This is a genomic window from Streptomyces sp. NPDC054834, from assembly GCF_053611185.1.
On record NZ_JBSGZV010000092.1, the window covers coordinates 1 to 14475 of the forward strand.

General features: G+C 70.6%; 20 protein-coding genes, 1 tRNA gene and 1 pseudogene. 3 read left to right on the forward strand and 19 right to left on the reverse strand.

The features are described 5' to 3' along the window. Positions 1–2 precede the first annotated feature (2 nt). From ACWGJM_RS48100 to ACWGJM_RS48110, 3 genes are all read right to left on the reverse strand, one after another. Positions 3–425, reverse strand: a complete 423-nt coding sequence (locus tag ACWGJM_RS48100) for a PIN domain-containing protein (protein WP_453418121.1) — start codon at positions 423–425, stop codon at positions 3–5. Continuing rightward, positions 422–637, reverse strand: coding sequence for a type II toxin-antitoxin system VapB family antitoxin (locus ACWGJM_RS48105; protein ID WP_189311543.1), 216 nt, complete (start codon positions 635–637; stop codon positions 422–424). The genes ACWGJM_RS48100 and ACWGJM_RS48105 overlap by 4 nt, the downstream gene beginning before the upstream one ends. A gap of 319 nt (positions 638–956) precedes the next feature. Next, positions 957–1030 (reverse strand) — tRNA-Gly (locus ACWGJM_RS48110). A 543-nt stretch (positions 1031–1573) separates the two neighbouring features. On the opposite strand from ACWGJM_RS48110, the gene dcd reads away from it, so the two are divergent. Beyond that, positions 1574–2149, forward strand: a complete 576-nt coding sequence (gene dcd, locus ACWGJM_RS48115) for a dCTP deaminase (RefSeq protein WP_361778358.1) — start codon at positions 1574–1576, stop codon at positions 2147–2149. Positions 2150–2159: 10 nt separating this feature from the next. Further along, the gene (locus tag ACWGJM_RS48120; RefSeq protein ID WP_453418122.1) at positions 2160–2657 is read left to right on the forward strand and encodes a phosphoribosyltransferase; all 498 of its coding nucleotides are present in this window, start codon (positions 2160–2162) and stop codon (positions 2655–2657) included. A 98-nt stretch (positions 2658–2755) separates the two neighbouring features. Here ACWGJM_RS48120 and ACWGJM_RS48125 read toward each other — a convergent pair whose 3' ends face one another. From ACWGJM_RS48125 to ACWGJM_RS48180, 12 genes and pseudogenes are all read right to left on the reverse strand, one after another. Next, positions 2756–3745, reverse strand: a complete 990-nt coding sequence (locus ACWGJM_RS48125) for a Yip1 family protein (protein ID WP_453418123.1) — start codon at positions 3743–3745, stop codon at positions 2756–2758. 119 nt (positions 3746–3864) lie between these two features. Next, positions 3865–4122 (reverse strand): annotated as a pseudogene (locus tag ACWGJM_RS48130) (integrin alpha); the annotation flags it as partial. 92 nt (positions 4123–4214) lie between these two features. Then, the gene (locus ACWGJM_RS48135) at positions 4215–4469 is read right to left on the reverse strand and encodes a hypothetical protein (RefSeq protein WP_453418124.1); all 255 of its coding nucleotides are present in this window, start codon (positions 4467–4469) and stop codon (positions 4215–4217) included. Next, positions 4466–4672, reverse strand: a complete 207-nt coding sequence (locus tag ACWGJM_RS48140) for a hypothetical protein (RefSeq protein WP_453418125.1) — start codon at positions 4670–4672, stop codon at positions 4466–4468. Before ACWGJM_RS48140 ends, ACWGJM_RS48135 begins: the two co-directional genes overlap by 4 nt. An 11-nt stretch (positions 4673–4683) precedes the next feature. Then, positions 4684–5538: a peptidoglycan-binding protein gene (locus tag ACWGJM_RS48145; protein WP_453418126.1), complete on the reverse strand. Its 855-nt coding sequence runs from the start codon at positions 5536–5538 to the stop codon at positions 4684–4686. 7 nt (positions 5539–5545) lie between these two features. After that, positions 5546–6187: a hypothetical protein gene (locus ACWGJM_RS48150; protein WP_453418127.1), complete on the reverse strand. Its 642-nt coding sequence runs from the start codon at positions 6185–6187 to the stop codon at positions 5546–5548. A gap of 43 nt (positions 6188–6230) precedes the next feature. Next, positions 6231–6449: a hypothetical protein gene (locus tag ACWGJM_RS48155; protein WP_453418128.1), complete on the reverse strand. Its 219-nt coding sequence runs from the start codon at positions 6447–6449 to the stop codon at positions 6231–6233. Then, positions 6446–8830, reverse strand: a complete 2385-nt coding sequence (locus ACWGJM_RS48160) for a hypothetical protein (RefSeq protein ID WP_453418129.1) — start codon at positions 8828–8830, stop codon at positions 6446–6448. The genes ACWGJM_RS48155 and ACWGJM_RS48160 overlap by 4 nt, the downstream gene beginning before the upstream one ends. Beyond that, entirely contained in the window at positions 8817–9662 is an 846-nt protein-coding gene (locus ACWGJM_RS48165; RefSeq protein ID WP_453418130.1) for a hypothetical protein, read from the reverse strand. Before ACWGJM_RS48165 ends, ACWGJM_RS48160 begins: the two co-directional genes overlap by 14 nt. Positions 9663–9672: 10 nt before the next feature. Next, positions 9673–10608 carry a hypothetical protein gene (locus ACWGJM_RS48170; protein ID WP_453418131.1) on the reverse strand — a complete coding sequence of 312 codons (936 nt, stop codon included), beginning with the start codon at positions 10606–10608 and terminating at the stop codon, positions 9673–9675. Positions 10609–10668: 60 nt separating this feature from the next. Continuing rightward, positions 10669–11283, reverse strand: coding sequence for a hypothetical protein (locus ACWGJM_RS48175; RefSeq protein WP_453418132.1), 615 nt, complete (start codon positions 11281–11283; stop codon positions 10669–10671). Between the two features lie 80 nt (positions 11284–11363). Next, positions 11364–11750, reverse strand: coding sequence for a hypothetical protein (locus ACWGJM_RS48180; protein WP_453418133.1), 387 nt, complete (start codon positions 11748–11750; stop codon positions 11364–11366). A gap of 216 nt (positions 11751–11966) precedes the next feature. Here ACWGJM_RS48180 and ACWGJM_RS48185 point away from each other — a divergent pair, with 216 nt between their 5' ends. Then, on the forward strand, positions 11967–12359 hold the full coding sequence (locus ACWGJM_RS48185; protein WP_453418134.1) for a DUF3592 domain-containing protein: 393 nt from the start codon (positions 11967–11969) through the stop codon (positions 12357–12359). Between the two features lie 35 nt (positions 12360–12394). On the opposite strand, the gene ACWGJM_RS48190 is transcribed toward ACWGJM_RS48185, so the two are convergent. The 4 genes from ACWGJM_RS48190 to ACWGJM_RS48205 form a co-directional block, all read right to left on the reverse strand. Continuing rightward, positions 12395–12721 (reverse strand): hypothetical protein, encoded by a 327-nt coding sequence (locus ACWGJM_RS48190; protein ID WP_453418138.1) that lies wholly within the window; start codon positions 12719–12721, stop codon positions 12395–12397. A 47-nt stretch (positions 12722–12768) separates the two neighbouring features. After that, entirely contained in the window at positions 12769–13059 is a 291-nt protein-coding gene (locus ACWGJM_RS48195; RefSeq protein ID WP_453418135.1) for a hypothetical protein, read from the reverse strand. Between the two features lie 171 nt (positions 13060–13230). Next, positions 13231–13824 (reverse strand): phage tail tube protein, encoded by a 594-nt coding sequence (locus ACWGJM_RS48200; protein WP_453418136.1) that lies wholly within the window; start codon positions 13822–13824, stop codon positions 13231–13233. A 44-nt stretch (positions 13825–13868) separates the two neighbouring features. Beyond that, entirely contained in the window at positions 13869–14270 is a 402-nt protein-coding gene (locus ACWGJM_RS48205; protein WP_453418137.1) for a hypothetical protein, read from the reverse strand. Between the last annotated feature and the right edge of the window lie 205 nt (positions 14271–14475).

Here is a 14475-nt window from a genome sequence, read left to right on the forward strand (position 1 = left end):
GTTCATTTGCCGGCTTCGGGGCCGTACCACTGGAGCGCCTGGCCGGTGACGGCGGCGACGCACTCGAAGTCCCGGTCGCGGTGCAGCAGAGTGAGCCCCTGCAACTCGGCCGTGGCGGCCACCACCAAATCGACGGCCCCGGCGCTGCGGTGCTGTCCGCGCTGGGTGAGGAGCTCCTGGACCCGCCAGGCGCGGTCGTAGGCGCGGTCGTCGACCGGCACCCAGCCGAAGAGCAGGCGCATGTCTTCGATGCCTTGTGCGCGGTCGGCGGCGGAACGCGCGCTGTAGAAGAACTCCAGCTCGGTGATGGGGCAGGTGGCGATGAGCCCGGCGGCTGCCGCCTGGTCCCATCCGTACTGCTCGGCGTCGCCGCGCAGCAGGCGGGCGACGGCACTGGTGTCGATCAGGTATTGCGCGGCGTTCACCGGCGGTAGTTCTCCTTGTCCTCGAAGAGGTCCAGGTCGAAGGCGCCTTCGGCTGCCGCCGCCCGCAGGCGGGTAAGCGCCAGAGCGCGCCGCCGGTTCTCCAGCACCTCGCGCAGCGCGGTGTTCACCGTCTCCTTCTTGGTGCTGGTGCCGAGGGCCTTGGCCACGTCCGCGACCAGCTGATCGTCGAGGTCGATCACAGTCCTGCTCATCGACTACATCTCCTTGGATATAAACTCGGCTATCGATTATATCCCTATTGATGCACGACATGGGGGGTATGGGATTCGGATGCGCGCGTCCGGGAGCGCGTCGACGCGGTCCTGGTGCTGGTCGGCGTGGGCGAACAGCCAGTCCAGGTCGAGCCGCAGGTCAGCGATACACGCTGCTATGAGGAGCAGAGGCCCGCTCGCCTCAACCAAGCACTCGTGCCCACCGCGTGCCCAGTCTTCGAGTGTGTGGCGGAGCGAAAGGCGCTGGAGGGCTGGTGATACAACAGAAGCCCCAGGTCGCTGACCTGGGGCTTCTCTATGGAGCGGGTGACGAGAATCGAACTCGCGCTCTCAGCTTGGGAAGCTGATGTTCTACCATTAAACTACACCCGCGTAAGACGGACGGACCTCGGTGGAGCCGGTGGCCGAACGCTCGCTCACTGTACCTCATCGCAGGCCCTGGGTGCTCGGGACCCGGGGCCTGAGTGTGTTTCAGGGCATGGGATCCGGCTGCGGGGGAACCGAGTTGGGGCGTACCGTGGAGGGGTGGGAGAGGGGCTGGGCGGAGTCGGGGTGCCGCCTGGAGAGTCGTCTCTTTGATCCCGTAATGTGGCTTTTGTCGTCAGGGTATTTAGCCAGACGCGGCTCTTGGGGAAGGGACTCTTGGACTTGATGGAACGCACCGTCGTCCGCTGTGCCGATGGGCACGTGTTCAGCACCGCTTCGTTCCCGATGCAGCAGGCCGAGCGGCTCGGCCCCGGCCGGCTCGTGCGGTGTCCACGGTGTGCCCGGCTGCGCAGTGTCGTGCCGGTGGCTCTTGAGAAGCGGTAGCCGGCAGTAGCGAGTAGTAGCCAATAGCAACCACAACGGCAGTAGCCCGGCGCGTGGAGTCGTCACGATTGTTACGGCTCCGCGCGCCTTGCGTATCCTCGGGACGTGCTTCTCTCAGACAAGGACATCCGGGCCGAGATCGACGCCGGGCGGGTGCGGATCGATCCCTACGACGAATCCATGGTGCAGCCGTCGAGCATCGACGTGCGGCTGGACCGGTACTTCCGGGTGTTCGAGAATCACCGGTACCCGCACATCGACCCCTCCGTCGAGCAGGCGGATCTCACCCGGCTGGTGGAGCCCGAGGGCGATGAGCCGTTCATCCTTCACCCCGGGGAGTTCGTCCTCGCCTCGACGTACGAGGTCATCACGCTGCCCGACGATCTCGCCTCGCGGCTCGAGGGGAAGAGCTCCCTCGGGCGGCTCGGGCTCGTCACGCACTCGACCGCCGGGTTCATCGACCCGGGGTTCAGCGGGCATGTGACCCTTGAGCTGTCCAATCTCGCCACGCTCCCCATCAAGCTCTGGCCCGGCATGAAGATCGGCCAGCTGTGCATGTTCCGGCTCAGCTCGCCCGCCGAGCACCCCTACGGCAGCGAGCGGTACGGATCCCGGTACCAGGGGCAGCGCGGGCCCACCGCCTCGCGGTCCTTCCTCAACTTCCACCGGACCCAGGTCTGAGGGCGGCGCCATGGGTGACACAAGGGAGAACCTGACCTACGAGCGGTTCGGCGCCGCCGTCCGCGAGCTCGCGCAGACCATCGCCGACGACGGGTTCGAGCCGGACATAGTGCTGAGCATCGCGCGCGGCGGGGTCTTCGTCGCCGGCGGGCTCGCCTATGCCCTCGACTGCAAGAACATCCATCTCGTGAACGTCGAGTTCTACACCGGTGTGGGGACCACTCTTCCCATGCCCGTCATGCTCGCTCCCGTCCCCAACGTGATCGACTTCTCCGACAAGAAGGTGCTCATCACCGATGACGTCGCCGACACGGGGAAGACGCTGAAGCTCGTGCGTGACTTCTGCGTCGACACGGTCGCCGAGGTGCGGTCCGCCGTGATCTATGAGAAGTCCCACTCCCTCGTGAAGTGCGATTACGTGTGGAAGCGGACCGATGACTGGATCAACTTCCCGTGGAGTGTCTTGCCTCCTGTCATCAGGCGGGCGGGACAGGTTCTCGACGCCTGACGCCTGACGCCTGACGCCTGACGCCCGCGTCCAGCGAAAAGGGCCCCCCGGCTGTCGTGCCGAGGGGCCCTTCTCGTGCCGGTGACGGGGACGACGGTCTAGAACGTCCCCAGCTTCACGATCGACAGCAACGCGATCAGCTGGATCGCCGACGCACCCAGTGCCTTCGGCCAGGGCAGGTCGTGGGAGCGGCTGACCATCAGGGTCAGCAGGGCGCCCGCGGCGACCCAGGTGGCCCAGCCCAGGAGCTGGACGAAGCCGGCGTCGCCGCCGAAGAACATGGCGAAGACGAGGCGGGGCGCGTCCGTGATGGACATGATCAGCATGGAGAGGCCGACCGTGGGCTGCCAGGCCCCGTCGCCGCCGAGCTGACGGGCCAGGGTGTGGGTGACCACGCCCAGGATGAAGGCCGACAGGACCAGCGCGACGGCCGTCGTCAGGACGATCGGGACCGCGTTGGAGAGTGTGGCGCTGATCGCGTCCTTGCGGGCGCCGTCGAAGCCGAAGACGGCGAGGAGGCCGTAGAGGAAGGTCACGATGAGGGCGGGGCCCCACATCGTGTAGTCCCGCATCCGCAGGAAGGTCTGGTTGGGGTTGAGGACGATGCCCCGCAGCAGTTCCTTCCAGTGCAGGGGCGGCCCGATCGGGCCGGACGGGGCCCCCGCGCCCGCGTGGTAGGTCTCGCCCTGGGTGTAGGAGGCGGCCTCGTCGACCGAGAAGGCCTGGGTGTGGCCCGGACTGTTGGCCGCGTACGGGTCCGGGGCGCCGCCCTGGCCCGGGTAGCCGCCTCTGTCGCCGTAGCCGTCGCCGAAGTACTCCGGGCCGTCGCCACCGGAGTAGCCGCCGCCCGCCTGCGGCCACTGGCCGCCCCCGCCCGCGGCACCGCCGTACTGCGGCCGCTGCTGCGGGTACGGCTGCTGCGCCGACGGGTAACCGTACGACGGCCCCTGCCCCTGCGGCGCCTGCCGGCCGTACGACGGTCCCTGCGGGGCCTGCTGTCCCTGCGGGGCCTGCTGTCCCCGCGGGGCCTGCTGTCCTTGCGGGGCACGGCCGTTCCGGCCCCCGCGTCCGATCCTGAATCCAGCCACGTTATCGAACGTACCTGGTCCCCGGGAGTGACGTGCCGGGCCCGGCCTTCCGGCCCGGCTTTGCTGCCGACCTGTGACATCCCCTAAGGGGTCCCCCGAGGGGGTCACCGGGCGATCAGGATGGTGATGCGCTTGGCGGCGGTCACGCCGGAGGCGGAGCCGTACAGGGCGACGACCTGGCCGGCCTCCTTGTGGCCGCTGACGTAGGCGGTGGGGGCGGAGGCCACCACGTCGCCGACGCCGTCGCCGTTGAAGTCGGCCTTCGCGACCCTGGTGGAGTCCGCGGCCGAGGTGGTCGTCGCCACCAAGGTGAGCAGACCACCCGCCGGCGCGGCAGCGGTGCCCGTCGCGAGGGCGAGTCGCAGGGGTCTGCGCATGGGGGGCTCCTGCTGCATGCGGGGATGCCCGGCGGGGGCATCCGCAGTCGATGGCTGTGGGCCGGTGGCCCCGTCCCACAGCAACCGGGCCGTCACCTGTGGGCCGCCTCCCACAGCGTCACCGCGAGTGCCGTGCAGGAGGTCACCGCGGCCAGGGAGGGCAGGGGCCAGCGGGTGCGTTCCAGGGCGTCGAGGCGTTCCTCGTGTTCGCCAAGGGTCTTGTCGGTCTGGTCGGCGCGCTGGAGGAGGAGGGCGAGGTCGCCCCGGGTGGTGGCGAAGCCGACGTCGACCGAGCGGCGCAGGCGTTCCAGTTCCAGGGCGACTCCCTCCGCTTCGCGGGTGGTCATGGTGAGCCCTCCTTGCGCAGCCAGGACGGCAGGAGGCGTTCCACCTCCGGCAGGGCCATGACGCGGGTGAGCGCGGCGGCGACCGCGACCACACCCGCGACCGTGGGCGCGTTCCTGGCCGACGGCTCCCCGGCGAGCAGCGGGAGGAGCGCGACCAGGGTCTGAAGCGACGTCCGGAGCGTGCGGCGCGTGGCGTCGGTCATCGGGGGCCTCCTCAGCCGGTGCGCGGTATCCGCAGCAGGTCCCAGCTCGTGCGCCCGGGGACGCCGTCGGCGGCCGGGCCGCTGTAGCCGAGCTTGCGCTGCCAGGCGGCGTACGAGCGGACGTCGGCCTCGCCCCATGTCGGGCCGGGTCCGACGGTGTACCGGCCGCAGCCCTCGGCGACGAGGCGCCGGCCGATCGCCGTGATCAGGGGGCTGCGGCGGCCGCTCACGAAGTAGGCGGCGCCGGGGAAGGGCTCGTACGACGTCGGGCCGGGGGCCGGCCGCAGGCCGAGGCGGGCGTCGATCCTGGTACGCATGCCCGGCATCGAGAAGGAGGGGTCGATCTTGCGTCGCGTCCACTCCTTGTGGCCGATCACGCTGGCCGCGTTCCAGCCGTGGGCGCGGCACAGGGCGGTCGACAGGCGTTCCGCGGCGTCGAGTTGGGCCGCCGGGTACGGGTCGCGGCCGTTGCCGAGGTTCTCGATCTCGAAGCCGTAGAAGTGGGCGTTGCCGTCGACGGCGTCCGGGCCCGGGGCGGGCGGCGGGGACTTCTCGGCGACCACGGCGGACAGCACGGCGGTGGAGCCGGAACCGGCGTGGTTGGTACGGCCGTAGCCCACCAGGTGCACGGTGCCGTCCTTGGTGACCAGGCCGGTGCACAGCGGGCCGGGCAGGACCGCCGTGCCGTCCAGGCAGACGCGGAGGCTGTCCGAGCCGGCGGTGTGGTGGAGCATCACGCCGTTGACGGGGCCCCAGGGGCCCTTGTGGTTGCGGTTGTGCGTCCGCCAGTCGCCGTGCTCGCGGACGACGACGCCCTCGGCGCGCAGGGCGCGCACGAAGGCGTCCGCGGTGAGGGGAGTGGCCATGGCGTCCTCAGGTGACGGGGGTGACGGTCACGAAACGGTTGGTGAAGGTCGCGGTGCTGGTGGTGGCCGCGGATTTGTAGGCGAGGGTGGCGGTGTACGAGCTGTTCACCGTCAGGCCGGTCGCCTGGAACTGGGTGGTGGCGGAGCACAGGTTGGTGCCGTAGGAGACCGCCGCCCGGCTGTCCGCGGCGGCGAGCGTGACGGTCGTGCCGAGGCGGACGTTCGCGGAGACGTAACAGGCCGTCGCCGCGCTGCTGTTGATCCGTGCGCCCACCGTGACCAGGACGGCGCCGGAGGCAGGGGCGGTGAAGGTGACGGCGGTCGGGTCGCCGGTGGAGCCGGTGAGGGTCTCCACGTACGACGTGGAAGTGGTCGTGCCGGTGGTGGTGTTGGCCTTGTGGACCGGGCCGGGGGCGAGCTGCGCCCAGGCGGTGCCCGTGTAGTACCAGAACTGCTTGGGGGTGCTGAGCCAGGCGAGCATGCCGGCCACCGGGGACGTCACCTTCGTGTCGCGGGTGGCGGCGTCGGCGAACCGCAGCACGGTGCGGCCGTCGACGGCCTCGGCGAGGGACTGGATGTGCTGCGGGACGTTCGCGGCGTCGGCGGGCTGCGGGTAGGGGAGACTGCCGAGCGGGGTGAGCAGGGCCATGACGGCTCCTCCTTGCGGTGTGCGGGCGGCGGGCGGCGGGCGGTCAGGTGCCGAGGGCCGGCGGGAGTGTGTCGAACGGGCTGCCGTCGTCACCCGCGCGTGCGGTGGCGCTGTCCACGGGCACGGGCACGGCGGTGTCGCCGTCCTGTGCGGGGTCGTCCTGTGCGGGGTCGCCCTGTGCGGAATCGTCCGGCGCGGAGCCGTCCGGCGGGAGTACGGCCGTGCCGTCGTCCTCGGCGTCCGGCGCGGGCTGGTCGCTCATGCGGCACCTCCCGGTGGCTGGAGCAGCTCGCGGTAGCTGAGCTTGCTCTGCGTGAGGTCGTCCAGGGTCGGGAACTGCGCGGCGACCAGGGCGTAGCTGCGCCGGGTGCCGTACTGCGGGTCCACCGGCGGGTCGGGCGTCAGCCCGGAGTCCAGGGGAACGCCGTTGTAGGAGGTGCCGCGCAGGGTCAGCGTCTGCTGGGGCACCGAGCCCGCCTGGCAGGTGGTGCGGATGCCGACGACCCAGGCGAGGGTGTCCAGCGCGGCGCCGGTGCTGTCCACCACCCGTACGACGTCGCCGAGTTGGATACGCGGGTCGTGCAGGACGTCCACCTCGCCGAGCACGGGGACCGGGTAGCGGCCGGCGTCGAGCATGGCGTGGGAGAGGTCGGAGGCCACCTGCCGCTGCTGCACCCAGTCGGTCGCGGGCGCCTGGTAGACCTGCCTGCCGTAGTAGGACTGGCTGGTGGTGTTGTACCAGGCGTACCAGCGCTGCGCCGGGTCCGCGGTCCGCTTCTGCGGCACGATCTGCACGGACGGCTTGCCGTCCTTGGTGACCGTCCACACGCTCGCCGTGCCGTGGTTGATGAACCGGACGATGTAGTTCGGGCCGTCGCGCCGGGCGCTGACCGTGACGCTTCCCTTGACCGAGGTGCCGCCGGCGGCCGCGCTGCCGAAGCGGACCTTGTGCCCGGTCGTTGTCGACGCGTCGTCCTCGATCTGGAGGGGGCCGATGTCCAGCTCGTCCTCGGCCATGGCGTACGCCACCTCCACCGCCGCGCCCGGCTTGATCTCCCGTACGGCGGTGTCGGTGGTCGTGTCGGCGTAGGTGCTGCGTACCGCGGTGTAGTCCTGGTAGGGCTGTTCGCAGTGGTTGCGGCAGGCGTCGATCTCCTCGGAGACGGTGATCGAGGCGATGTCCCGCCGGGTCGTGACGGTCACGTCCGGCCGCGCGGGCACCTTCTGGAACCGCCCCGGGCCGCGCCAGCGGAAGACGCCCTGCTCGTCGAACTCGGCCGTGGACATGGTCGCCCGGGCGATCTCGGAGATCGCCTCCCACTGGGAGCCGGAGACCTTCGGCACGTCGAACAGGGGGACGGTGACGTCGTCCAGTTCGGCGGCCTTGGTCCAGCGGTCCCGCTGCTCCCACTCGTCTGCGGTGTAGGAAGTGAGGTCGGGCCAGACCCGGTCGGTGACCTGGAGGCACTCCACGGCCACGTCCGTCTTCAGGTCTACGCGGTACAGCTCGGACGGCGGCTGGGTGGAGGAGGCGTCGCTGAACGTGCCGGGCGCGGTGGAGGGTACGACGTACTCGCCGTCCGGTGCGGTCAGCCGCGGGTACACGGTCGCCGGTGTGGCGGCGGACGTGGTCCCGGCCCGGGTGTCCACCGTGAAGCCCAGGTGCCAGGCGCCCTTCAGGGACGCCAGCTTCGGCACGGTCCAGCTGTAGACCTGGCCGCTGCCGCCCACCGTCCCGGAGGTGATCTTCATGGTGCCGGCCGCGAAGTCGACGTTCAAAGCGTAGTTGCCGTAGGCGCCCGCGCTGCGGTCGAAGACCAGCTTCAGCTCCAGGGTGCTGCCCACGGCACGGGCCGTGTTGACGTGCAGCTCGGCCTGGAACACCTTGCCGGCCACGACGAACCGGGACCGGGGCATCCAGGACACCGCCAGTCCCGCGGCGGCCGGCATCAGGGCCATCTCGTGCGGCGCGCCGTCCCGGATCCAGGAGTACGACGCCGGGTCGGGCAGCGTCTCCGGCTGGCCGTGGGTGGCGCTGAAGCCGCCGTGCAGGGAGGCGTACAGCGCGGTGAAGGGCGCGGTGACGTCGGTGCTCGCCGCGGGTGCGCGGGGCGGCGGGCAGGTGTGGATGCCGCCCTGGCGCAGCAGCTCGTCCACGCACCAGGTCGCGCTCGCCACGGGCTTGGCGTACATCAGGCCGTGGTACGGCCGTGGCAGCAGGGCCGGTCCGCGCAGCCGCTCGGCGCCGTCCAGCGCCTGGACGGTGACGGTGTCGGTGCCGGAGGCCGCGGTGCGGGAGCGGACGGTGCCGCGGAAGGCGGGCAGGGTCGAGCCGAGCAGGCCCGTCTCGTGCACGACGGACTGGCCGGGGCGTACTGCGTCGCCCGTGTACCGCCCGGCCCACGCCGAGTAAAGCTGCGGCGCGGGCGTCCCGCTCGCGCCGCCGAGCTGCATCTCGAGCTGGGCGGAGGCGCTGCCGGAGAAGGCGCGCAACGCCTCGGGCAGATCGGTGCTGTAGGCACGTTCGGCCTTCCAGGACTGCACCTGGGCGCCGAGTTCACGGCCGCCGCACCGGGTGGCGTGCGCCGGGGTGCGGTCGGGGGCGGCGAGCGCGTCGTCCAGTGCCGGGTCAGAACTGAGCACCGCGCACCTCCACCAGGTCGAGGCTGACGTTCCGGTACGGCAGCGGGGCGGCGGGCACGTCGGTGTAGGCCGTGACGCTCATGGCCGGGCAGCCGTCGCCGAGCGCGAACGTGGTCGTCGGCTCGCCGATGGTCAGGCAGGCACCGGCGAGCCCGAAGAGTCCGGTGGCGCCCGGTCCGCCGAGCGGGGTGACGAAGGCGGCCTCGGCCGGGGCGGTCCCGGTGACGTCGGTGTCGTTCGCGGACGTGGAGGCGAGGTACGAACCGTCCACGGCCTTCCAGTCGAGCTGTGCGGTGGCGGTCGCCGGGTTCCAGTCGGGCGGCAGCAGCCACGACACCTGCATGCCGGGCATCACCGGCCACCCGGTCCACACCCCGTGCCGCCAGCCGATGCGGCTCGCCGCGTCCTGGCAGTCGGCGACGACGGTGCCCGCGAGGGACGGGCTGATGACGACCGTGCCCTGCACGGTGAACCAGTGGTCGGTCCCGCTGGGCTGGCTGCTCTGGGCGGTCGCCTGGTACGGGTCGAGCAGGTTCACGGATGCCGGGTCGAGCAGGGCGAGCGGCCCGTACGGCGGCTGCGGACCGCCCTGGAACCCGGGCTCGTTGACCCGCCGGGCCAGGCGGGTGAGGTGCTGGGCGTCGCCCGGGGGCAGGGCGTCCCAGGACAGTTTGAGACGGCGTACGGTGCGTGCCGTCGCGACGGTGGTGACGTTCCCCTCGAGGGACTTGAACTCGGTGACGTTCAGATCGGCGGTGCGGTCCCAGTTCTTCGCGGCCTGGGCGATCTCCCGCATGAATCCGGGCCGTCCGATCCACAGGTTCCTGGCCATGGTCTCTCCCTCACCTCCGGGCGAGCTGGCGCTGTCCGACGAGGACGGCGCGGGCGATGACTTGCGAGTCCACCTCGACGTGCACGGGCCGCGCGGCGAGCTTCTCGACGGCCGCGGCGAGCCGGTGCATCCCGCCGCCCGAGCCGAGCACCCGCTCCAGCTTCGACAGCGGGATCACGGCCTCGGGCTCGCCGGCCTCGGCGAGCAGCGCGAGGGTGCCGCCGCGGCGGGCGGGCACGACACCGCCCTGGGCCAGGGTGGGGATGTTGGGGAGCATCGGCAGGTGGATGCCGAACTCCCGGCCGCCGAAGTGGGGCACCCAGTCGGGGATCTTGACGTGGATCCGGTTCAGGGCGCCGATCATGGCGTTGAGGCCGCTGATGTAGGCGCGGGGCAGGGCGGTGAAGGCGTTGATGATGCCTTTCAGTACCGACTTGATGGGCCCCGCGTGGTTCTTGATGGCGTTGTAGATGGCGTTCCAGGCCCACTTCACGCCCTTGGCGAGGGCTGCGGAGACCTTGTCCATGTTGATGAACTGGGAGATGAGCGGGGCGAGCAGGGCCATGATCAACCCGAAGGCGTTGGCCTTCATGGCGGTGTTGAGGCCCTTCTGCGCGAGCGTCGCTCCCTTGAGCCCCGACCCGAACCCCTTCATGGAGGTCCCGCTGGTCGTCGCCTTCTTGCCCGCGTTGCCGACGGACTTCTCGACGGCGTCGGACTGGCGCTTGACGTCACGGAGGGCGTTCTTGGCGCCGCCGGAGGAGGTCTTGAGGTGGTCCAGGGAGGTCTTGAACTTGTCGTTGGAACTCTTGGACCTGGCCAGGGCGCTGTCGGCCTGGGCGACAGCCGTCTTGAACCCGCCCGTGGAAGTGGCGGCGCGGCCGGCCGCCGAGGCGAACCGGCCGAAGGCCCCGTCCGCGGTGCGCAGTTTCTGTATCAGGGACATACGGATGTCTCCTCGGGTCAGGAATCGGTGAGGTGCCGGGGCGGCACTTCGCGGGGTGGCTCAGATACGTGCCGCCAGATCGTCGACACGCGCCTCCAGCGCGGCCAGGCTGCGGCTCGCCTGTGTGGCGGACCGGGCGGCCAGGCGGGCACTCTGGTCTGCGCTGCGCAGCAGGTTGTCGGCGCGTCGGGCGTCCTGCTGGGCCTTGAGTGCGTCCTCGTGCGCCTGGCGGGCGCCGGTCCGGGCGACGCGGACCTGCCGGTTGAGCTCGTCCTCCCACTTCTTGACCCGCTCCCGCTCCCGCTCCCGCGCGGCCGCGGCGGCTTTCTCCTCCGCCGCGTCCCTCCTGGCCTTGTCTTCCTTCTCCCGTCGGTCGCTTCTGCCGTAGACGGCGTTCTCGAGCGACCATTTCTTGCCAGGACCGATGGGCCGTCCGGCGAAGGTGAGTCCTTTCTCGTCCCACTTGAACAGCGACTGATCGAACTTGAAGAACTGGGCGCTGAGAGTGGCGACCTGGCTGTCGACCTTGGCGAGCGTGCCTTGGACGTCTTTGAGCAACTCTCCTTTGAATTTGGGAAGTCGGGCAGCAAGGATCGACGCTGTCGTCTGCTGCGCCTGCTGTGCGACGGTGAGCCGCACAGTGGTCGGGTCGTAGGGCTGGCTCTGGGATGACACGTGATACCTCCGTGCGTGAGCAGGGCGCGACGAAGAACCCCTGACCGCCGCGGTCAGGGGTGTGACGGGGAAAACAGGGGTCAGAGGCCGAGCAGGCCGAGGACGATCCAGAGGTCGAGGACGGCGAGGAAGAGCGCGACCGGTGTGACACCCACCAGCTGGCGCCGCCGGACACGGAGGGCGGGTTCCAGACAATCCCGCAATTCGGCCGTCGTCGGGACGGCGGGGTCGTACACCACGGTCACGTCCACCCCGGGCACCACGCTCGTGTGCCCCATCGGAAACGACTCCGCCTCGTGCTCGGTGCCGTTGGGAAGACGGTAGGAGAAGCGCACCGAGACGTAGTCCTGGTCCCAGGACAGTGACGTACAGGTTCCGGTCGTTTCCGCGCCGGACGCGCGCAGGCGAAGGCACTGACGGTGCCGGCGGGCCGTGTGCACGACGGTGTAGCCCACGCCGGTGGACACGACAGCCATGATGAGAGCCAGAACCAGGGCACCGCCCACCACGTCGCTCCCGTTCGGTATCCACCAGCTGTCCGAGGCACCTCATGGTGACGTACACGATCGGTGCCGTCCACGGAGGTCCGTTCAGGCGAAGCTCCGCCAAGAGACCCGCGGGTACGGCTGGATGTTCGCCGCTCCCAGAGACAAAGTGTCGGTGGCCTATGAGGGCGGGACGTGATGGCGATCTGGGTGTGGTTTGCGGTTTGCCTCTGGGGGGCTTTGTGGGCCTGGGGCAGGGTCCGGCGCGTCTACTGGTTGAACGAGCACGGCGTGCTGGCCGAGGCGGTGTGTGAGTGGGTCAGCTGGACGGACGGGGAAGCGGAGTCTTTCTGCTACTTCCAGCTCGAGGACGGAAGAAGGATCAGGGTGAGGTCCTCGCGGCGCCCGCGTGACCCCATGTTCGAGGTGGGGGAGGTGGCGCAGGTTCTCTACGATCCGGACCAGCCGACCCATGCGGTCCTGGTGGAGGACCGCGCGGAGTCGATCGGGGGATACCGCGCCGCGATGGCCGTGTTCGTCGCAGGCACGGTGATCACCGCGACAGTGGGCGTGATCAAGGCGCTGGTGTGACGCGTGAGGCGTCGCTCGGGCACCCCCGTTCCGGGTCAGGCGAGGAACTGGGCCATCTCCTGGGGACTCGGCAAGGTGTCCGCCTTCTGAGCCGAACCAGGACGCGGCAGCGGCTCCGGAGGGTCCAGGGGCTCCGAGTCCTCGTCGCGGTTGACGGTGGCGAACATCCAGTTGCCCTCGACGAGTTGGTCGACCACGGCGGCCAGTAGATGCTCGGCCGTCGACCAGTCGGCGGCCTCGCCGTGCAGCTCCCTCAGCAGCGCGCTGTCCCGCGGCAGATGCCGGACCAGCACCGCGAGCCGGCGCGAGGAGAGCCGGCCGCGGTGCCAGTCCAGGAGGTCGACGCCGTAGTGGCGGAGCAGATCCGCCTCCAGGGCCTCGGCGTGCTCTTCGACGAGCTCGCCGAGGCTCAGTCTTCCCCCAGGCCCAGCCCCGTCTCCTTGCCGTAGGCCTCCAGGATCGCGGCGAGGTCCTGCATGGTGACGTCGTGCTGCTCGAAGCGGGCGAACTGCTGCTCGCCGAGGAGGAGTCGGAGCAGTCCGTCCACGTCGTTGTCGTCGAGGTCGCGCAGCTTGCGCGCCGTGCTGCGGGTGAGTTCGGTCGGCAGGGCGAAGGTGTCGCCGTCCAGCGCGAACGTCCAGTCGCGGCCGAGGGCCTCCAGGCGCTGGGCGCGGGCGGCGTTGACGTCAAAGGTGGTCATACGAGGCTCCGTTTCCGATGAGTCGGGGCCGGGCCCGGGCGGGGGGGGGCCCCCGGGGCCCCCGCGGGGGGGGGGGGGGGGACGCCCCCGCCGGCCGGGGGGTTGGCAGCCCACTGGGCCCCCGCGTGGGGGGGGGGGCCCCCGCCGGGCCCGATGAGGGAAGGGAGGGGATCAGGCCAGCGCGGCCGGGTCGTTGACCAGCCAGGTCGCCATCGGCTTGGTCGGGTCGTCCCCCGACAGCGCGGTGAAGGTGACGCCGAGCTTGACCGCTCCGGTGCGGGACAGCGACAGCTCCTCGACCTCGGAGACGGCGCCGTACGGGACCACCAGCCGGTAACGCAGGTCCTTGGTGCCGTTGTTGTCCGTGAAGTCGATGGCGAGGGCCCGCTGGTCCTGGCCGCCCGGCGTGCCGCCGATGTCGATCTTCTGCGCGGTGGTCTCCGTCTGCGAGCCCGCCGAGACGATCGAGGCCGACGGCAGCCCCAGGTAGAACGGGAACGTGTCCTTGTTGATCTGGAGCAGCTGGAACTTCAGGGTCAGGTCCCGGTCGGAGAGCATGAAGCGCGCCGGGGCCATCGACTGCCAGGTGTCGACCGGGTCGTTCTTGTCCTTCTTGTTGAACTTGACCCCGTCGGAGGAGGTGAAGCCCAGGTTGACCCACGGGGAGGCCAGCGCGGTGGTGTCCTTGGCGGTGGTGCCGGCCGGGGCCCACCAGACGTTGCCGGCGCCGGCGATGCGGATCTCGGTGTTCTTGAAGCCTGCCATGTGCGCTCCTCGGTGAGAGGGGGAGTGGAGAGTGGTGGAGTCGCCTACGCCGGGCGGATCGACAGCCGGAGCGTGGCCAGGTAGCGGTTGCCGGCCGGGCGGTTGTAGTCCGGCAGCCAGCGCGGTCCGTCCGCCTCGTCGACATCGGTGACCAGCGCGGTGCCGTACCGGGTGCCTTGGAGCTCCAGAGCGCAGGCGCGGGTCGCGTTGGCGGTGACGAGTGCGGTGGTCTTGTCCGGGCCGTACACCTCGAGGTCGACCAGCGGCCGGTCGAGGTTGAGGTCGTCGATCCAGGCGCCGCCGGCACGGGAGACGAGGACGACCTGCTGGGTGCCGTCGAACCCGGCGGGCGGCCGGTTGTCGACCGTGGTCCCGGCCAGCTCCGTCCGGTTCTTCAGGAAGTCGACGACGAGCCGCTCCACGTCGGGAAAGTTCAGGATCGCCACATGGACGCTCCCTTCGGGAAGAGGAGGCGAAGAGGGGGCCCGGTTTCCGGGCAGCAGAAAGCGGCAGGTCCGCCGCCCGGGGTCCGGGCGCAGCTCTGCCGCTGCTTCGAGTGTGACGGCAACCCCGGGTTCGCGCAACTCGCCTTATTCCAAAGGAAGTTGAGGCAAAGGCGCGCCAGTGGGGCCCCGTCGCGGTGAGCGACGG

Bases quoted from the DNA above. Each gene is read 5' to 3' on its own strand.
- ACWGJM_RS48105 (WP_189311543.1), bottom strand. From the start codon at position 637: ATGAGCAGGACTGTGATCGACCTCGACGATCAGCTGGTCGCGGACGTG.
- ACWGJM_RS48120 (WP_453418122.1), top strand. From the start codon at position 2,160: ATGGGTGACACAAGGGAGAACCTGACCTACGAGCGGTTCGGCGCCGCC.
- ACWGJM_RS48135 (WP_453418124.1), bottom strand. From the start codon at position 4,469: ATGACCACCCGCGAAGCGGAGGGAGTCGCCCTGGAACTGGAACGCCTG.
- ACWGJM_RS48140 (WP_453418125.1), bottom strand. From the start codon at position 4,672: ATGACCGACGCCACGCGCCGCACGCTCCGGACGTCGCTTCAGACCCTG.
- ACWGJM_RS48145 (WP_453418126.1), bottom strand. From the start codon at position 5,538: ATGGCCACTCCCCTCACCGCGGACGCCTTCGTGCGCGCCCTGCGCGCC.
- ACWGJM_RS48150 (WP_453418127.1), bottom strand. From the start codon at position 6,187: ATGGCCCTGCTCACCCCGCTCGGCAGTCTCCCCTACCCGCAGCCCGCC.
- ACWGJM_RS48155 (WP_453418128.1), bottom strand. From the start codon at position 6,449: ATGAGCGACCAGCCCGCGCCGGACGCCGAGGACGACGGCACGGCCGTA.
- ACWGJM_RS48165 (WP_453418130.1), bottom strand. From the start codon at position 9,662: ATGGCCAGGAACCTGTGGATCGGACGGCCCGGATTCATGCGGGAGATC.
- ACWGJM_RS48170 (WP_453418131.1), bottom strand. From the start codon at position 10,608: ATGTCCCTGATACAGAAACTGCGCACCGCGGACGGGGCCTTCGGCCGG.
- ACWGJM_RS48185 (WP_453418134.1), top strand. From the start codon at position 11,967: ATGGCGATCTGGGTGTGGTTTGCGGTTTGCCTCTGGGGGGCTTTGTGG.
- ACWGJM_RS48195 (WP_453418135.1), bottom strand. From the start codon at position 13,059: ATGACCACCTTTGACGTCAACGCCGCCCGCGCCCAGCGCCTGGAGGCC.
- ACWGJM_RS48200 (WP_453418136.1), bottom strand. From the start codon at position 13,824: ATGGCAGGCTTCAAGAACACCGAGATCCGCATCGCCGGCGCCGGCAAC.